Below are 15,846 nucleotides of genomic sequence, written 5' to 3' on the forward strand. Positions count from 1 at the left end.
CAAGGGCCTAAACGGGGCACTGCCTGACAATGCGGGCCAGGCGGCCCGTGATGTCGATCATGCGTAATTAACGACGAGCTGCGCCATGGTCTGCCAGATCGGTTCGTGTCAACCGGATAGCGCTTCGCCGTGGCTCAGGCCCGATTGACGCTTTTGCACGTATCCAGCGACGTCGGCAATTTTCTGTTCTTGAATCGCCCCCAGCTTCGCCAGAATCGCCTCACCCTTGCCGCCGGCATTGCGGAAGAACACAGCCTTGGCCTCCACGATCGGATCGCTATTGTCGAAGCCCAGGATCCTCATTGTTCCGTGGGGCTTGTCCAGTCCCCAGCTCATGGCGACCTGCATCATGTCGGCGCCGGTGATCCGAAAGCCCAGGGCCTCGTAGTACGGCACCTTGTCGACATTGCAGGACATCCCGATGAAGCTGAATTTTTGCATCACCAGGTCCAGCATTGCCCGCATGACTCCCTGCCGGCGGTAGCGGGTATCCACGACGATGTAGTTCAATCCGCAGTCCGTTGGGATCAGGCCGGCTAGGTAGATTGTGAAGCCGATGACCGCCCCCGTCGCGGCGTCCCTGGCAAACACCGCTCCAGCGCCGGTGCCATAGCACGCACTTCGGGCATCCTCCAGGTAAGTCCCGACCTCGGTTTCCACCTGGGCGATGCACAAGCTACTCGTAGGGCCATGCGGCTTTATATATTTGTTGATCAGTTCGACGTAGTTCGCCCGGGCTAGGCGCAACGCCTGGTCGATATCGGTTTGTGTGAATGTTGTGGTCAGGTTGAACAACGTGCTGCCCCTTCAGTCCAGAGAATTCAAGTTCAGTCCGGCACAATGCCGGACCTCACGAATTAAACGTTGCCAGTACCGACTGTATAGCGCGCTAGGATGCCCATAATCTCGATCATGCGACCTGCGGGGCAACATGGCGTGACGGCCTCGTCGCGCAGTGCGACCAGCCAGGCCATGACATGTTCATTGTGCTTCATCGGCTCTCCTACAGCAGATCACGGTCTAGTTCGTCATAGTCCTCGATCAACAACGCTCCCCCTGCATACAACCCGTGCAAGAAACGGCGTAGACGTTCGGGGTCAAGCCGACCAGCCTCGGCGTCCGTTTGATAATACTCCAAGGTCTCCAGAGCCAAGGATGCTCCGTTCAGCATGCCCGCAGCTTTCTTGCAGACCGCCACGACCTTTTCTCTCACGCCGCGGCGATTACGCAGCACCCGCGCCGCCAGCTCGCCATCACTGACGACCTTGCCGAGCACATACACGGCGTAGCCTTGTTTACCATCAAATCCTGGGACCACCGAAAGCAGCGACCAACCCGCGCCCAATTGCGCATTGGCCGACGCCTGGTCCCGCACCTCTAACACTTCATCGACATTTTCAAACGGCATGGTCACTCCCTCGACAGATAACCGCACAGTGCGGGTGGATGAGATTAACGGCGCCTGGTCTGCATCGCTACTCAGGCTGGTCAGGGTGTCTCGGCGATGGTTTGGTGGATCATACGCCAGCCTCCAACGCCAATGCCCGCGCGGTGGCGGCATCCTCGACTAGCAGGTACAGCCGCTCAATACCCGCCTGCTCCAGCACCTGGCCGACCTCTAGGCCACGCACCACGCCTTCGGCGCGGGCCTGTGCGCGCGGGTAATCGGCGGCGCCGGCGGTCTCAATGCGCGCGAGCAACTGGCGCAGCTCACCGCGGATGTCAGGGGGCAGGACCAGCCCGGGGACCAGTTCGTTCGCGCCGGAGTTACCGTAATGACCGCTCATGGCCGCGGCCCTGAATCGGCCGGCGTTCCGATGGCGGCCTGATCGATGGCCGCGCGCCAAGAGGCCTCATCCTCGGGACTCAGGCCGAGGTCCGTCAGGCACGCGACCAGGGCATGGTCGCGACGCGCCTGTAGCCGCCGGCGCTGGGGGTCGGCGATATGGCTCAGGTCCTGTACGCGCCCGCACAGGACGTTGAGCCCGCCGGACAGGAAGCCGGGCAAGCAGCCGTTATCCAGCGGTGGCAGCAGCCGCAGGGCCTCGGCCCAGTCGGCAGGGCTCAGGGGCCGGACATCGTGGCGCAGCCTGTCATGGGCGCGAGCAGCCGCCTCATACACCAGGTGCTCCAGACGGTCGAACTCGGGGCGGGTGATGCCGCCGGCGAGCCAGATGCCCAGGGCAAAGCCCATGGCCGCCTCGGCCTGACCGTTGACGGTGGCGGCTTCAGGCGCCGCGCGCAAGCGGGCTAGGAGCACGGTCAGCGGCGCACCGAAGCGTTCGTCGAGGCGCATCTCCAGCAGTTGCAACAGCGCCGGGTCGTCCACGCTGGGCAGGACATCGGGTTGCCTGTGGCGTTCGAGGAGCAGGCGCGCGGTCAACTCGTCGAGAGTCAGGGTCATGGGGCATTCCTTTTCGGCGTAGGAGCGGATGCATTTTGAAACCACACCCTAGGGTTGTGGTGCCCAGTTTAAGGGGTTGTAAGCAGAGCTGGCCATGAAAAAGGCCACCGCACTTCAACGTACCGGGGCCCCAAATCATGAGAAGGCGTCTCATTCGACAGACTGACAGACACACCGAGCGATCACTCGCCGGCCAACACACGGTCAGCCACCTTCAACGCCCGTTGCTTGACCTTGGCTCGGGCCGCCCTGCCTTGCGCCCAGTAACCACAACTATGTGGCTAATCAGTTCAAAGGGTGAAGCGGCCCCCGGTTTCAGAAATTTGCTTCGATCCAGTCCCGAATTTTGCCCTTACCGAACTGTGTTACCAGTGCGATCGACAGGGCTAGAACGGCGCTAGTGGCAAACAAAGGCCACACGTCGTCTCCGTGTCCATTGCTCGGAACGAAGAGTGCAACTAACAGTAGTACTCCAGAGACTGAAGCCATTAGATAACCTCGGGTGTATGTCTTCATGTTTTTCCTATCGGTCCGTGTGGATGATTACCTTCGCACCCGCCCCTGTGACAATCGGACTACCGACCCCATGCGTCGAAACATTGGTGGACGCAGGAACACAGTCAGCGCTGTGCCCCGGTGCGTAGGTTTTGCCATCAATTACTACCACGCTGCTCTCTCCGGTGACGATTGGCGAGTCAGGCCCGATGGTCATGCAGTTATGCGTGTTGCCAGAAGTACCACTGAGCGGGTGAGGTTCGCTCGGTCTATGGGTAATAACCCAAACTGCCAGGGCGCATGCGATTATCAGCAGCACCCACAGGTGGTACTCCCTGTAAAACACTTTGGTATCGGGCACATCATGATTTGCCATGTGATATTCCTGGGTCAGATTTCGGTACTGCCGACCCATTCACCGCCGAGGTAGCCATCGGCACCGTCGTGGGTGATCGACTCGTGTTCAACTGCAAGAGCCTGCAGGCTTTCGTGGGTCCAGCCAGAAGGCGGGGCCAGGAAAGTTTTCAGCACTTCGCCGGCAAGCGTGCGAATTTCAAACGCTTCATGTACCAGCGGGCTTAAGATGTCGGGCTCACTGCCCTGGTGATCTGTGACAAGGGTCAACATGAGTGTTCTCTCCTGGTTTCTAGCTGCGCTGCCCGAATCGGCGCTTCTACGACCTCAGCCCAGCACTGGGGCTGGGCTTGGGCATTAGCAGCGATTTCCGCGGATTCGCTGGTTGCTCAAAACTCATTCAAATTTCGAGGATTGCACGAATTTAACGATTTGCTGGCAACCAAAACAGTCGACTGGGCGCTGGGTAACTTCACCAGGGGTTCGTCCGCCAAGCCAGTCAGGCACTCCGCAAAGAGTCACCTGATCCAAGCCTGGTGGCGGACCATAATGCGTGATTGCCTCATCCGGTTCATAGATATGGGCTGCCTTCGACTTCGTTGCCATGTCGGTTTCCCTTGTCAGGCACTGGTACTGGCAAAGCCAGTTTTCGCAATCAAATGGTCACATTCCGAAGCAAGGTCGAACGACGGATCATTCGCTTTCCGGCTGATCGCCACTGCTTCGCGGATTGGACAATCAACGATGAACCGAAAGCGGGTTGCATCCCGCTGCGCTTCGGCCAGATCTGTCTTGGCAGTTGAAAGCGCATCGAGCAAATCGTTGATCCCCGAACCACCAAACGGGCCAAGGATGTCGGCGGCATCGGACCAACGATCAAGTTCTCCTCCAAGGCCTTCGCTCAGGTACTGCCAACCATCATCGGTCTTGCGCAGGTCCAAGTTGCCGACACGCATTGTTTCGAGTTCGCTCATCTCGTTTTCTGCTCAATCCTGGGCGCGGAAATCGCTCCCTTCTATGGCCTTGGCCCAGCACTTGGCTGGGCTTGGATGGTATGAAGGCCCGGCGAACCGGGAGGCGCTGGTTTAACAGCCGAAACGGCGCTCTGCGGCCCATTCAGCATCGAGTTCAGCATTCAAGTGCGCTTCCCGGCGCTCGATCACCAGCAAGCGCTTTTCGGCAAACGTCATTGCGGCTACGTTTGGAACCTGTACGCGGCCCAACCCTTTACAGTCCTGGCACTGAACGTCATAGTCACCTGCCATGTAACTGGCCTGCTCGTCCTCGTGCATGTCGTGCCATTCACTGGAAGTGAAGCCGTTCGAGAACGCTGGATTTTCAACCTTGCCATTCCCTTCGCAGCAATCGCAGATGACCCATTTCAACTTCTTCATATCGATTTCCTACTTGTTCGGGTTTTCGTTGATTCGATGAAGTGACAGGGCGCTGCCCAGCACAATACCAAGGTAAACGGCGCAACTTTAACGCCGGTACCAGTTGAGCTGATAACATCTGGCATCCGCGGGTATCTGGTCCAATACCCAGCGCAGACAGTCCAAATATAAACGTTCAGGCTTGCTCGGACTGGGCCGAATTGCCTGGACCAAATAGGCCGACCCACCCGACGTGACGATGTAGTCGCCGACACTCAAGCCTTCTGCACCGTCGATGTATAACTTACACGGGGTGAAAGGCTGCCGGCGGCTAGCCATAGTCACTCTCCTCAGTGGTTCTGCTGTTCAGATGCACCGATCAGTGCAGCAATGCCCCGCCAGCTTTTGTAATGACGCTCAACATCGGCCAGAGTGTCGAAGTCTTTCCAGCTTTCCCCGCCGAGGCCCCAAACGCGTGTCGCCGCATTGCGAGTTTTCACCCGCCAGCCTTTCTTCGTCTGCTCCAGAACCATACTGGAGCCTCGCGCCTCAACTGCATAACTGGTGTCGTCAATCTGCTGGATAGTGGCCATTGGCTTTTCTCAAACAATTCATTCGTTGCTAGTTGGGGCTTTTCCAGGCAGCGTTGGCCCGGCCAGAAGAGATGGCCCACGCCCCTCAATTGCAGCCATAACATTGGCTTCATCGCCAAAGAAACTCTTGAAACGCCGCCCAATCTCACACATGGCCATCATGCTTTCGTAGAAGAACCTCGCCGCCTCTTCGGTGTACGGCATCTGCCGTAAATACTCAGCTGACTTAGGCTCTGACAATCCACAAAGACCTGTGAGCTTTTCGCCCCACTCGCCCAAGGCAGGCGGGCGGGCACCGAACTGGGTGATCCGCTCCCACGTAACTGTGGCTCCGCTAGCACGGGTGTAGGTTGTCCGCTTATGGATGGCTGCATACACACCGACAGAAAAGTGCTTCGCTGTGTAGTTCGCGCAAATCGACTGTCCGTTCTTCAACTTGTGATCAGCCCAATTTCCACCAGAACCATCGACATTGCGGGGGGCTGCATCGGGCATTGAGCCATTGGCAGCCATCGTGCCGTCCGGATTCAGCCAGTAACTGACCTCGGCAAACCAGTCGTAACAAATGATCAGGTCGGTGGTCACTTCGGCCTGATGATGCTGTCGGTGCGCTTCATCCACAAATTTGAGCAAGTCGGCCTTGGAGGGCGCATAAGCCCTGTGGTTGACTTTCAATTTCTCGACATACAGCGTCGGCTGAAGTTTGTTGCTCCCCTCCCCGACAGAAGCCAGGGCCTCCACCAGGAAGTCGGGAACAGTGCAGCTGAATTCACCATCAGTGCTGACGTGAATCTCACTTTCAAAACGGTGGCGGTGGCCATCAACCGTCTCGATGGCGAACGTATGGTTCGTCAGCTTGGGCATGTTGTAATTCCGTGATCAGTTGGCTTATGTCATCAGCGTACCTGGCGGCTCTTTGGAGTGAGGCCTCGGTAGCCTTTTGGCTGAACATCCAGGCTGCGAGCACAGTCCCGAATTGTTGCTGGCATTATCCAACACTACCTGAAAGCGCAAGCAGCAAACTGATACCGGTTCTGGGTCGAATAGCTAGAATTCTGGATGTCAGCGGGCATCATCAACCGCTGGGGCGACCACCATTACCTGGTGCGCTTTCCTCCTTGTCGTAGTCCGCGTCAGTCGTCCGGGATACCCGCCGCTGTTTCGTCGGCCATTGCCATTTGGTCAAGGCTGTCGCGCAGCATCTTGATCGACACCTCAAGGTCATCCAATCGCGCACGCGCTCCTTTGCGGTCGTCAGTGCCGATGGCAAACATCACGTCAGTGGCACCCTTGACCAGCCTGGCTGCGTAATTCATTGGCCACATGCCAGGGGCGCACTTGTTGATCGGGGTGTAAGTCACAGGCATGGAGTTTTCCTGCTGTGGTAGAGACAAAGCGCCACGAGCTCCTCGGAAGTCGTCTAGCGTGGCCAGTTTTTCTGTCGACGCGCCCAAAAAGCCTTTTTTGCTTTCTCGCGTGGCAGATCAATCGTCAACCAGTTGATGATGCTCATGATTAAGCTCGCGAGCATCATTATCGACACAGCCACGATAGCTTGCGAAATGTCGTAACCGAAAAATTTCGGGCCGGTCATCCCTGGTATGTAGCCGGCTTCGATCAGCAAGCCGGAAGACTTCCAGCATCCGTAAACGGCCACTGGAAAGATGACGTATGAAAAGAGCCTTATGATCCAGATTTCCACGATGGTTTCCTACGCTGGCCGAATGATTCGGTAGGCAATGCCTGGAATGGCCATTGGTACTCCAAGCACATACAACCAGTTCGGGATCATGCCTCCCATAAGTGCCGAACCAAGCAGAACGTGACCACCTACAAAAATCAGCATTCCGGCGATTCCACCTCGGTAGACCCCACAAGCCCCGAAGAAAAAACCGACGCCCCACGCTAAGGCAGGAGGTGCGCCGATTAGGGCAACCGGATCTGCGCCTGCACCAAAGATCAAAGCCCCGAGCATTATCGAAAGCAGCGATGCCGCTCTTAAGAACATGTCGCGGCGGTCTTTAACCGCTGTCCGTTCCAAATCTGTCTTCTGTATGTCCATTGCGCCCTTTCCTACACGTCCTGAATGAGATTGCGTAGGCGATCCAGCACCGTGCGAGCGAACTCCGGAGCCGCTGCTTTCGCGTCCTCGATGCTGGCAAACCCACTTCCGATGTGGCCCAAGTAATCCAGCTCGAAACCTCCTGCATCATCGGTGATGGCCATCATTTCCAGACCCGCAAAACGTGCAACCTGCATCACCTGCGGGCTATCTCCCCACCAGACTTGCTGGGACCGATTTAGCGGGAACATGTCCCCCTCTCTCACTTTGACTCGCATGCCGTTTTCCCCGCTGCTACAACTGGTCGGTTTTCATGGCCATCGCATCGGTTAGTACCTGAAGGTGTTCAATCAAGACAGGGTCCCCCTTCGGATCGAAAAAACTTACTGATTCGCCTTCGGGGCGCTCTTTGTAGTCATCCGAAGCGGGGTTCCTTGGCAAGTAGTTCGCACCGAGAACTGGGACCTTCTGTGCGGGACTACACACCCAGGCCATATGCTTTCTTCTTCATGGATTCTAACAACATAGTTTGACACAAGCCCCCCCGAAAACACTGGCTCGAGCGAGAGGTGGCTGCCCTGTGGATCGCAACATAGATTGACACGCACACCATGGCTTTCCGAAAGATGGATGCGACCTGTGACAACATAGTTTGACACAACTCAAACCTGCGCACGTTTCCTATCTGAAAAAGGCATACTCACATCAGCCTGCTCCCCGTACCAGGTTCGTTATTCTCAGCGTAGGCCCTATCATCGCTGGATCGGCGAGAAGGCTTACCGGATCTTTCCCCAGGAACTGTTTCATGGCCGCTGTATGGACCCGCCTGACAACATGGCTCGCGAGCTTCAAAAAAAAGACCCATTCCGATGCGTTACAGGTTGATGAGATTGGATCAGAAGCACCAATTCGCACCAAGGCTGAAGATCGACTGAGGAGGGCCGAATACGCGGACCGGATAGCCACCGTGCTTTTGCAAATGAGTCCGCGCGAAGGTCGGGTTTTTGCCATCCGCGGAGGGTGGGGGTTTGGTAAATCGTCGCTCAAGAACCTCATCACTGAGCAACTGAGGAATCGGGACGATGGGGCGAGCTGGCTGGATTTCAATCCTTGGCAGTGGAGTGACAGTTCGGCAATTGCGCGAGCCCTCTTCGGTCAAATCGCTGATCGGCTAGGGGGAACGCATTCCAAGAACGCCTATAAGCGCGCCGAGCAGTTACGCCGATACGGCTCCTTACTAACCGGAGCGAGCGCGCCGCTGAAAAAGGCCAGTGGCGCCAAAGAAACCGTGTCATCCGTGCTAACCCATGGCTCCATAATTCTCATAGCGACAGCCGTCGGCTTCGAATTGCCAAGTGTTGCGAAAGTAGTCCTCGGGTTAGCGATCCTCGGCGTTGCTGCGCTATTTGTTGGCCGCGCCATGATGCATCTTGGTAGGGACCGCAGCAGTGAAACGCTCGACCAAATACGGGAAGATCTAGAGTCCCGCTTGCGTGAGCTCGAACGCCCCCTGATTGTCTTCGTAGACGATATTGATAGGCTAGAGCCGGAACAGATCCGTACTGTCCTTAAACAGGTTAAAGCGAATGCGAACCTACCCAACATCGTATTCGTGCTGCTGTTCCAGCCTAGCATTGTAGAGAATGCGCTCGATCCGGTGGCTAATGGTGACGGCCGCGCCTTTCTTGCAAAGATCGTCCAAGCAAACTTCGACCTGCCGGCTGTCCCTACCACCCTCGTGCATAGCATTTTGGGAGAGGAACTGACTCAGCTCGCGGGACGCTACGCGAACGAAGCTAACGGGTTTTCGGAAACACGCTGGGGTAACGCTTACGTCAGCTACATACAGCCCAGCGTAAGAAATTTGCGAGATGCTAGACGACTATTGTCCTCCATCGCTGTACACCTACCATTACATGCGACCTGCGACGCTCTCGAAGTCAACATCGTGGACTTTTTGCTGCTCGAAGCTATTCGTGTATTTGAGCCAGGCCTGCATGAAGCGCTGCTTTTAGAGAAAGATCTGGTTCTTCAAAAAAGACGCACTCGGGGCGACAACAGAGACGGCGAGCACCAAGCTGAAGCCAGACGACTTCTTGATAAAGTTCCAGAATGCCGTCGTGATGTTGCCCAAGAGGCTATCACCGAGCTGTTCCCCACCTTGGCATGGGCGTTCGATGGTATGGCCTATGGAAATGACTTTCAGACGACTTGGTTGACAGAGAAACGGGTCTGCACATCACGTTATTTTCCCCGCTACTTCGAACTGCAAACGGCAGTTGGTGAGGTCTCGGAGGTTTGCTTCCTTAAATTCCTCGATGCGACGGCGAACGAAGCGGCGATGAACGTAATGATCGCTGAGCTTGAAGCAGATGCATTGCTGCCTTCACTCGTAGCAAGACTCGACGAGTCCGTTGAGCGCCTTCCTCTAGATAACGCTGCAACATTGCTCACCGGCATGTTCAGCATTGCCCAGAAGCTAGTCCACCTGCGGGGCGACGGTTTCAGCTCTCCGTGGATTTCGGCGTGGAGGTCAATTTCTTGGTACGTAAAACGCATACCGCCCGAATTTCGTGATCGCCTGCTAACAGACGCTCTTCGCGAAACCAAAGCGCTATCTGTTGCTGCAATGCTGATCCACTTGAGTGATCCGGCTGACCACAGGCCAGAACGGGGAAGAGATTTTGAGCCAGCTTTAGATCTGGACACCGTCCACGCGATGAAGGCCGTGTGGTTGCAGATCATTCGTAGCCGTGCTGAAAGGGATCAATCATTGATCTATCAGCCAGACCTACTCCGTCTGCTTTTTGTTTGGGAAAAATACGAAGGTTCCGCTATCAAACCACACCAGTGGGTTCGGCAGGCAATACTCACAAACGAGGGGTTCGCCATCATGGTGGGCCAAATGATGAGCAGAGGGACCACTCACTCATGGGGTGACAGAGTGTCCACACCTCACCTCACATTTAATAGAGAAACGGTTCAAGACTTAATCGGAATCGAAGTGGCTAAAGCTCGTTGCGACGCAATGAATTTCTCAGATTTCCCTGACAATGAGGAAGCGCTGAAGACTCTCCTACGTCACTTGGAAGTCTGGCTTGGTCTTAGAGAGCGTGACCTCTTAGACGACTTTTAGTGACTTGATCTGGCTCACCCCTTGGTTACCCATGCTCCTCCAAGCTTCGCTCTGAAGCTTGGACGTGTTTACTCGCGAATGCCGAAGCATGCCGAGTTCACCGCTGCGCAGGACGATTTTTCCAGTAAATCCGGGCCCCAGAATCTGATAGCACTGGGCTACAATCAGCCACAAGCTCCACAGCTCAACTGTCAGACCCACTTAATTATGACTGGCCCGAAATATGGATATTTCAATGCTCAGGTCCACTGCACAGCAACCACTCCTACCCCTGCTCACACGTTGCCGTGCGCCTGCTCAGCGGACGGGAACCTTGGCGCGCGACTCCGATAGGAATTTCGATTGTCTATGAATTACTTCACCGAAACGGCGGCCAACATCCTTGGCAATAACAAGCTGCGATCCCCCCAGATCGAGGCTTATATCAAGGCCCAGGAACACTTCGAAAGCTCCAACGAGGACGCGCTAATCGTGCTGCCGACCGGCACCGGGAAAAGTGGACTGATTTCCATCATACCGTTTGGTCTCGCCAAAGGTCGTGTACTGATCATCACTCCAAACCTCGTCACGAAGCAGAGCATCCGGAAGACTCAGGAGCTCCTGGAGGATAATTTCTGGATCAATTTGGACGTTATCTTCAGCGCTGATGACCTGCCCGTCATTTGCGAATACAACTCCAGAACGCTGCAGTCGAGCCTTGAGAAGAGCCATTTTATCTACTCAAACATTCAGCAGGTACACAGCGAGCGGGCAGGATGCCTAACCAATCGTGTGCCACCAGATTTTTTCGATCTCATCATCGTCGATGAGGGACACCATGCACCGGCGGAAACCTGGCAGAAAACCCTTAGCCATTTCACAAATGCCAAGAAGATCTTCATTACTGGCACCCCTTTCCGCGGTGATAAACAAGAGGTGCCTGGAAAACTGATCCACGAGACTCCTCTTTCCGAGGTCATGCGCGATCGGTACGTGAAGTGGCTCAGGAAAGAGACAGTCAACGCCCATGAGCTCTACTTCACACTGGCCGAGCAACCGGATGTTCGCCTGTCCAAGGACGAGGTGTTGGCACTACGAGACCGAGAGTGGCTGGAGCGAAGCGTAGCGTTATCACCAGAGTGCTCGAAGGACGTGATTGCTCGGAGCATCGCCAACCTCCACGAGCTCCGAAAGACTTCACCGAAAGTGCCACATAAAATCCTCGCAGTCGGCTGCAGCATCAGCCATGCGGTAGATCTCCAGACTTGGTACCAAAACGAGAAGCTGACCACCACGATTGTGCACAGCGACATGGAGGCGCCGGATCTAGAAGCCGCATTCAGGGCCATCGATAACAACGAATGCGATGTCGTCATTTCTGTAAACATGCTGATGGAAGGCTATGACCATCGCTACCTCACAGTCCTCGCACTTTTCCGCCCGTATCGCAGTATCAATGCCTTCGCGCAGATTGTCGGCCGGGTACTCCGTGCGATCCCGGCTGAGGAGATCACGGCCTTCGAGGTGGACAACAATGCAGTGGTGATTTATCACGAGGAGACCGGACTGGATTCCATGTGGAGCGCCTTCCAAAAAGAAGTCGACCGGGCCCAGCATCAACGAACCCGCGAGTACACGATCACTGATTTGGAATACACCAGAAAGGAACACTCCTTGGCCGGTGTCTCATCGTCCGCTGCGTTCGTGAGCGACCGAGACTCGTACCTCGGGGACCTCGATTTCAACAGAATCTTCTCTGAGAAAAGGGCTGAAATCGACTCCATTGCGAGCCAAAAGGTCCAGCAGATGGCTGCCTTGGCGGACTATGATGAGGAGATGTTGGCGCAGTTCAAATCGCTGTTCATCAAAGCTGAGACGAAGAAAGCAGCCCAAATCATTGACCCTACCCTCATGGAAAAACGGCCTGAGATCGCGCGCAAGGCGCTGCGCGAGATTCTCACGAAGAAGGCACAAGATGAGGCGGCAACCCTGCTGAGTGACCTGGAAATCGAGGAAAAGGCCTTTACCCTTTATCCGAAATTCAGGAACCATCTTGTAGGAATCCAGCCCAATACCCCCAACGACGGTATACTGGTTAGATTTATTAACGCCAAGCTTGCGAAGAAATTCGGTAAGGTCACTGAGCGCGACACCAGCATGCTGTCCAAGTCGATTGCTCACGTGGAAGTGGTCATGGCTGAACTGAGGGGAATTTTGAAATGAGTCTCGAATCCATCAAAACACTTGTTGATGAGCTGACGACTCTCCATGTCACTCGTGGCGTTCAACCTAGCGACCTGATCGACAACCTCTTCGAGAACGATTACGTCGAGTCCACTGCACGCAAGACTCCCTTGGGCATGGTATTCGAGCTTACTTTCCTAGAGTCAGATGAGGACGGGGCGCCGAGCAAGGTCACAATGCGATATACCTACGATCGCGATCGGAATCTCACCCTGATTGAGCAGAAGGTTGCGGCCAAACGGTTCAGCATTCAATGGGATCGCTCCCAAGCTGTCCAAGATCTTATAGGCAAGCTTGAAATCCTACTTGCAGAGGAACTGCCTCAGGACAAGGTCGCCATGATCTTATCCACTATGCCCCAAGCGTACATGGCGCTTGCCCCTCGCCTGCAACTCGTAGCTTGATCCCACCTACCTGACGTTATGGCTGGTCTACTGACCAGCCATAACCTCGTCGCATTGAAGCCGCTCAATGCGTTTGTGGCGGCAAAGGTAGAGAAGCAACAGCCTATCTGCTGAAGCGGCCTACCAAGCGGGCGTCAGGTGTCTACTCTGTCTGGTACTGCGAGTTCAACATCTCAGTGGCTAGACCACAGCACTGCTCAATCAGCGCCGCTATCACAGCTCGGAGCTTACCCGCGTCATATGTGCCTGACTCGATAGCCTCAAGTGAGGTTTCGTAGAAAGCTTTGGCGTAGCTATCCTTGAAATCAAGCGTAACCGTCCGGCCATGTCATCTACCCAGCCCCGCAAAGCCAAGACATCGAGTGCACTCAAATTTAAGTGAGCACCAGATCTAGCCTTTAAACGGGTATTTCATGCAGCCAACACTCGGTTCCTATTCCAAGGCCTTCAAAGCCCAGGTCATTCAATATGGGTGCCCAGCACGGCACTACAATTGCCAGCATCGCATTCAGCCGTAAGCGTGCCCGTGGAAGTCGCAAGGCTGGCATGACGCTTTTTTTTGTAAAATTTTTGACGATAGGATGAAGCGTACTCTTCAGAAACTGCTCGTGCCGCCGATGGCCCAGAGGAGCCAAATTCAACCTTCGGGGTTTCAATGCTAGTAAGCAGCTATAACAGCGTGTATGTGCTGTTTTCCTTCGCCGTAGCGATCCTGGCGTCTTATACCGCGCTGGACATGACTGGTCGAGTCACCCGTACCGAAGGCAAAGCATCGGCACTTTGGCTTGCCGGTGGATCTTCCGCCATGGGCACGGGCCTCTGGTCGATGCATTTTATTGGCATGTTGGCCTTCCAACTGCCCATCGAGCTGGGTTACGACCTGACGCTGACTGGCTTATCGTTGTTGATCGCCATCGCCTCCTCCGCCTTTGCTTTGTGGCTAGCATGCCAGACGGAAATGCCACTGCCGCGTTTGCTGCTTGGTGCGGTGCTCATGGGTATCGGAATTGCATCCATGCACTACGTTGGAATGGCGGCGCTGCTGATGAATCCTGTAGTGGAATACGTTCCGTCGTTGTTCGCGCTATCGGTGCTGATTGCTATCCTTGCTTCGGGCGTGGCTTTGTGGATCGCTTTCCGCATGCGTGGCGAAGGTCAGTACATCAATCGTACACGCATCGGCGCCTCGTTAATTATGGGGTGTGCCATTGTTGGAATGCACTATACCGGAATGGCGGCTGCCCAATTTCCTATCGGGAGCGTGTGCGGAGCGGTCAATGCAGGCATTGATAGCAACTGGCTAATGGTTTTGGTGATTCTGATCACGCTGGCTGTCTGCGCTATTGCCTTGATCGTATCAATGCTTGACGTCCGCACCAGCATACTTGCCAGCTCCCTTGACCTCGCAAACAGTGAACTGGTGCAGCTAGCTCTTCACGACAATCTTACTCGCCTCCCTAACCGTATCCTCCTAAACGACCGTCTTCAGCAAGCGATTCATAAAGCCATCAGGCAGAAGAGCCACTTTGCCGTACTCTTCATGGATCTGGATGGTTTCAAAGCTGTTAACGATACTTACGGTCATCACACTGGCGACCAGTTGCTTCTGCAAGTAGCAAAGCGAATCAACGACGCCAAACGCGGCGAAGATACGGTGGCTCGCCTCGGAGGCGACGAGTTCGTTCTGCTTATCGATCCCGGCGAACCTGAAGACGCTGCGATGTTGGCGCAACGCTTGGTGGAAAATATTCGATTACCTTACGTACTTGGGCGGCAGACAGTGCATGTGTCCGCTAGCATCGGTATCGCTATATTCCCAGAAAATGGCCTAACCGAGCATGAGCTGATGGTCAATGCCGATGCGGCTATGTACCACGCCAAGGAGCAGGGCCGCGATGGCTACTGCTTCTTTGAAAAAGCTATGAACGTTAACGCTCACCTGCAGTTGGAAATGCAACAGGATCTGCGGTGCGCACTGGATCGGAATGAATTTATCCTGCACTTCCAGCCGAAGATGCTCGCCCCAAATGGCCCTATGATCGGCGTTGAAGCTTTACTGCGTTGGAACAAGCCAGGTTTGGGCTTGGTGCCGCCCGTCCGTTTCCTGCCCTTGGCAGAGCGTACTGGATTGATCGTGCCAATCGGTAGCTGGGTAATCCATGAGGCGTGCCGGCAGATGGCCGAATGGCAAGCGTTAGGCGAAGGTAAAGACGAATGGAGTATTGCGGTCAACATTTCGACGGTACAACTGGCCCATGCAAAGCTCGTTGATGTCGTGCGCAATGCCCTGCAAAGCAGTGGCCTGCCCCCCCGTTTCCTGACACTGGAAGTTACCGAATCTACGGCGATGCGGGACGCTGAAGCTGCTTTGATTGTTCTTGATCAATTGGCAGCATTGGGCGTGAATATCTCCATCGACGACTTTGGTACCGGTTATTCCAGCCTGCTTTATCTTAAGCGCCTACCAGCCAACGAACTGAAGATCGACCGAGGTTTTATCACCGAGCTGGCTAAGTGTAACGATGACGCGGCTATCGTTTCGGCCATAGTAGCGCTCGGTAAAACGCTGGGGCTGAGGATCGTTGCAGAGGGTGTGGAAACCGCTGAACAACAACAGATGCTTACCGAGTTGGGTTGCGACATTTTGCAAGGTTACCTGCTGGGCAAGCCGATGAGCGCAGAGAGGATGCTGGAAAGCTTAAGCGCGACCAAGACTCTAGCGTGATACTGCACAAGCCATAGATTCAAGTTGGTGCTTGCTGGTGCAATTTGCAGACCCGCTACATCACCTGATTTAAGCAT

19 protein-coding genes are annotated in these 15,846 nt (G+C 55.2%); 4 read left to right on the top strand and 15 right to left on the bottom strand.

Annotation, left to right across the window (positions count from 1 at the left end; translation table 11 throughout):
- Window positions 1-108 precede the first annotated feature (108 nt).
- From AC05QJ_RS32100 to AC05QJ_RS32170, 15 genes are all read right to left on the bottom strand, one after another.
- On the bottom strand, window positions 109-795 hold the full coding sequence (locus AC05QJ_RS32100; RefSeq protein WP_476748075.1) for a GNAT family N-acetyltransferase: 687 nt from the start codon (window positions 793-795) through the stop codon (window positions 109-111).
- A gap of 62 nt (window positions 796-857) precedes the next feature.
- Window positions 858-995 (bottom strand): hypothetical protein, encoded by a 138-nt coding sequence (locus AC05QJ_RS32105; protein WP_476748076.1) that lies wholly within the window; start codon window positions 993-995, stop codon window positions 858-860.
- 8 nt (window positions 996-1,003) lie between these two features.
- Window positions 1,004-1,408 carry a hypothetical protein gene (locus tag AC05QJ_RS32110; protein ID WP_476748077.1) on the bottom strand — a complete coding sequence of 135 codons (405 nt, stop codon included), beginning with the start codon at window positions 1,406-1,408 and terminating at the stop codon, window positions 1,004-1,006.
- A 109-nt stretch (window positions 1,409-1,517) separates the two neighbouring features.
- The gene (locus AC05QJ_RS32115) at window positions 1,518-1,787 is read right to left on the bottom strand and encodes a hypothetical protein (protein WP_476748078.1); all 270 of its coding nucleotides are present in this window, start codon (window positions 1,785-1,787) and stop codon (window positions 1,518-1,520) included.
- A complete protein-coding gene (locus AC05QJ_RS32120) occupies window positions 1,784-2,404 on the bottom strand; it encodes a hypothetical protein (protein ID WP_476748079.1) in 621 nt (206 codons plus the stop codon). The genes AC05QJ_RS32115 and AC05QJ_RS32120 overlap by 4 nt, the downstream gene beginning before the upstream one ends.
- A gap of 885 nt (window positions 2,405-3,289) precedes the next feature.
- Entirely contained in the window at window positions 3,290-3,526 is a 237-nt protein-coding gene (locus tag AC05QJ_RS32125; RefSeq protein WP_476748080.1) for a hypothetical protein, read from the bottom strand.
- A gap of 123 nt (window positions 3,527-3,649) precedes the next feature.
- Complete coding sequence (locus AC05QJ_RS32130) at window positions 3,650-3,859, bottom strand: hypothetical protein (RefSeq protein ID WP_476748081.1); 210 nt, start codon at window positions 3,857-3,859, stop codon at window positions 3,650-3,652.
- Between the two features lie 14 nt (window positions 3,860-3,873).
- Window positions 3,874-4,227, bottom strand: a complete 354-nt coding sequence (locus tag AC05QJ_RS32135) for a hypothetical protein (RefSeq protein WP_476748082.1) — start codon at window positions 4,225-4,227, stop codon at window positions 3,874-3,876.
- Between the two features lie 111 nt (window positions 4,228-4,338).
- Window positions 4,339-4,647 (bottom strand): hypothetical protein, encoded by a 309-nt coding sequence (locus AC05QJ_RS32140; protein WP_476748083.1) that lies wholly within the window; start codon window positions 4,645-4,647, stop codon window positions 4,339-4,341.
- A 329-nt stretch (window positions 4,648-4,976) separates the two neighbouring features.
- The gene (locus AC05QJ_RS32145) at window positions 4,977-5,219 is read right to left on the bottom strand and encodes a hypothetical protein (protein ID WP_476748084.1); all 243 of its coding nucleotides are present in this window, start codon (window positions 5,217-5,219) and stop codon (window positions 4,977-4,979) included.
- 18 nt (window positions 5,220-5,237) lie between these two features.
- Window positions 5,238-6,083 carry a hypothetical protein gene (locus AC05QJ_RS32150; protein WP_476748085.1) on the bottom strand — a complete coding sequence of 282 codons (846 nt, stop codon included), beginning with the start codon at window positions 6,081-6,083 and terminating at the stop codon, window positions 5,238-5,240.
- Between the two features lie 269 nt (window positions 6,084-6,352).
- Window positions 6,353-6,586 (bottom strand): hypothetical protein, encoded by a 234-nt coding sequence (locus AC05QJ_RS32155; RefSeq protein ID WP_476748086.1) that lies wholly within the window; start codon window positions 6,584-6,586, stop codon window positions 6,353-6,355.
- A 53-nt stretch (window positions 6,587-6,639) separates the two neighbouring features.
- Window positions 6,640-6,921: a hypothetical protein gene (locus AC05QJ_RS32160; protein ID WP_476748087.1), complete on the bottom strand. Its 282-nt coding sequence runs from the start codon at window positions 6,919-6,921 to the stop codon at window positions 6,640-6,642.
- Window positions 6,922-6,930: 9 nt separating this feature from the next.
- The gene (locus AC05QJ_RS32165; protein WP_476748088.1) at window positions 6,931-7,281 is read right to left on the bottom strand and encodes a hypothetical protein; all 351 of its coding nucleotides are present in this window, start codon (window positions 7,279-7,281) and stop codon (window positions 6,931-6,933) included.
- Between the two features lie 11 nt (window positions 7,282-7,292).
- On the bottom strand, window positions 7,293-7,532 hold the full coding sequence (locus AC05QJ_RS32170; RefSeq protein ID WP_476748089.1) for a hypothetical protein: 240 nt from the start codon (window positions 7,530-7,532) through the stop codon (window positions 7,293-7,295).
- 554 nt (window positions 7,533-8,086) lie between these two features.
- Between AC05QJ_RS32170 and AC05QJ_RS32175 the strand changes: the two genes are divergently transcribed.
- The 4 genes from AC05QJ_RS32175 to AC05QJ_RS32190 all read left to right on the top strand — a co-directional run bounded on the left by AC05QJ_RS32175 (window position 8,087) and on the right by AC05QJ_RS32190 (window position 15,769).
- A complete protein-coding gene (locus AC05QJ_RS32175; protein WP_476748090.1) occupies window positions 8,087-10,417 on the top strand; it encodes a KAP family P-loop NTPase fold protein in 2,331 nt (776 codons plus the stop codon).
- Between the two features lie 348 nt (window positions 10,418-10,765).
- Window positions 10,766-12,619, top strand: coding sequence for a DEAD/DEAH box helicase (locus tag AC05QJ_RS32180; RefSeq protein ID WP_476748091.1), 1,854 nt, complete (start codon window positions 10,766-10,768; stop codon window positions 12,617-12,619).
- Window positions 12,616-13,044: a hypothetical protein gene (locus AC05QJ_RS32185; protein WP_476748092.1), complete on the top strand. Its 429-nt coding sequence runs from the start codon at window positions 12,616-12,618 to the stop codon at window positions 13,042-13,044. The genes AC05QJ_RS32180 and AC05QJ_RS32185 overlap by 4 nt, the downstream gene beginning before the upstream one ends.
- Before the next feature lie 655 nt (window positions 13,045-13,699).
- Window positions 13,700-15,769 (top strand): putative bifunctional diguanylate cyclase/phosphodiesterase, encoded by a 2,070-nt coding sequence (locus AC05QJ_RS32190; RefSeq protein ID WP_060501710.1) that lies wholly within the window; start codon window positions 13,700-13,702, stop codon window positions 15,767-15,769.
- The last annotated feature ends 77 nt before the right edge of the window (window positions 15,770-15,846 follow it).

It is taken from the genome of Pseudomonas sp. TUM25319 (genome assembly GCF_056388475.1).

Coding starts and splice junctions, on each gene's coding strand:
- AC05QJ_RS32140 (WP_476748083.1), bottom strand. CDS start 4,647: ATGAAGAAGTTGAAATGGGTCATCTGCGATTGCTGCGAAGGGAATGGC.
- AC05QJ_RS32170 (WP_476748089.1), bottom strand. CDS start 7,532: ATGTTCCCGCTAAATCGGTCCCAGCAAGTCTGGTGGGGAGATAGCCCG.
- AC05QJ_RS32125 (WP_476748080.1), bottom strand. CDS start 3,526: ATGTTGACCCTTGTCACAGATCACCAGGGCAGTGAGCCCGACATCTTA.
- AC05QJ_RS32190 (WP_060501710.1), top strand. CDS start 13,700: ATGCTAGTAAGCAGCTATAACAGCGTGTATGTGCTGTTTTCCTTCGCC.
- AC05QJ_RS32105 (WP_476748076.1), bottom strand. CDS start 995: ATGAAGCACAATGAACATGTCATGGCCTGGCTGGTCGCACTGCGCGAC.
- AC05QJ_RS32120 (WP_476748079.1), bottom strand. CDS start 2,404: ATGACCCTGACTCTCGACGAGTTGACCGCGCGCCTGCTCCTCGAACGC.
- AC05QJ_RS32175 (WP_476748090.1), top strand. CDS start 8,087: ATGGCCGCTGTATGGACCCGCCTGACAACATGGCTCGCGAGCTTCAAA.
- AC05QJ_RS32185 (WP_476748092.1), top strand. CDS start 12,616: ATGAGTCTCGAATCCATCAAAACACTTGTTGATGAGCTGACGACTCTC.
- AC05QJ_RS32150 (WP_476748085.1), bottom strand. CDS start 6,083: ATGCCCAAGCTGACGAACCATACGTTCGCCATCGAGACGGTTGATGGC.
- AC05QJ_RS32130 (WP_476748081.1), bottom strand. CDS start 3,859: ATGGCAACGAAGTCGAAGGCAGCCCATATCTATGAACCGGATGAGGCA.
- AC05QJ_RS32145 (WP_476748084.1), bottom strand. CDS start 5,219: ATGGCCACTATCCAGCAGATTGACGACACCAGTTATGCAGTTGAGGCG.
- AC05QJ_RS32110 (WP_476748077.1), bottom strand. CDS start 1,408: ATGCCGTTTGAAAATGTCGATGAAGTGTTAGAGGTGCGGGACCAGGCG.
- AC05QJ_RS32155 (WP_476748086.1), bottom strand. CDS start 6,586: ATGCCTGTGACTTACACCCCGATCAACAAGTGCGCCCCTGGCATGTGG.
- AC05QJ_RS32165 (WP_476748088.1), bottom strand. CDS start 7,281: ATGGACATACAGAAGACAGATTTGGAACGGACAGCGGTTAAAGACCGC.
- AC05QJ_RS32135 (WP_476748082.1), bottom strand. CDS start 4,227: ATGAGCGAACTCGAAACAATGCGTGTCGGCAACTTGGACCTGCGCAAG.
- AC05QJ_RS32180 (WP_476748091.1), top strand. CDS start 10,766: ATGAATTACTTCACCGAAACGGCGGCCAACATCCTTGGCAATAACAAG.
- AC05QJ_RS32115 (WP_476748078.1), bottom strand. CDS start 1,787: ATGAGCGGTCATTACGGTAACTCCGGCGCGAACGAACTGGTCCCCGGG.